The organism is Gilvimarinus sp. 1_MG-2023, assembly GCF_030548285.1.
Window position 1 is genome coordinate 1 of the sequence record NZ_JAUOSC010000351.1, and the last position, 368, is coordinate 368.

Annotated in this window: 1 pseudogene; it reads left to right on the forward strand. The window is 56.5% G+C overall.

Annotated features, from left to right (window positions below):
- Positions 1–368: pseudogene (locus Q4563_RS17145) on the forward strand (Fe/S-dependent 2-methylisocitrate dehydratase AcnD); the annotation flags it as partial.

Here is a 368-nt window from a genome sequence, read left to right on the forward strand (position 1 = left end):
GGCGCGGGTTGAGCCGGAAGGCAAACAAATGCGTATGTGGGAAGCGATTGAAACCTACATGAACCGCAAACAGCCGCTGATTATTGTGGCGGGTGCTGATTATGGTCAGGGTTCTTCCCGTGACTGGGCCGCCAAAGGCGTTCGTCTGGCAGGCGTGGAAGTGATCGTCGCGGAAGGTTTCGAGCGTATTCACCGGACCAACCTGGTGGGTATGGGAGTATTACCGGTGGAATTCAAGCCGGGTACCACTCGTCTGACCCTGGGTCTGGATGGCACCGAAACCTACACCATCAAAGGCGATATTTCTCCACGCAGTGAGCTGACCCTTGAAGTGACTCGCCGTAGTGGTGAGGTGGTTGAGGTACCGG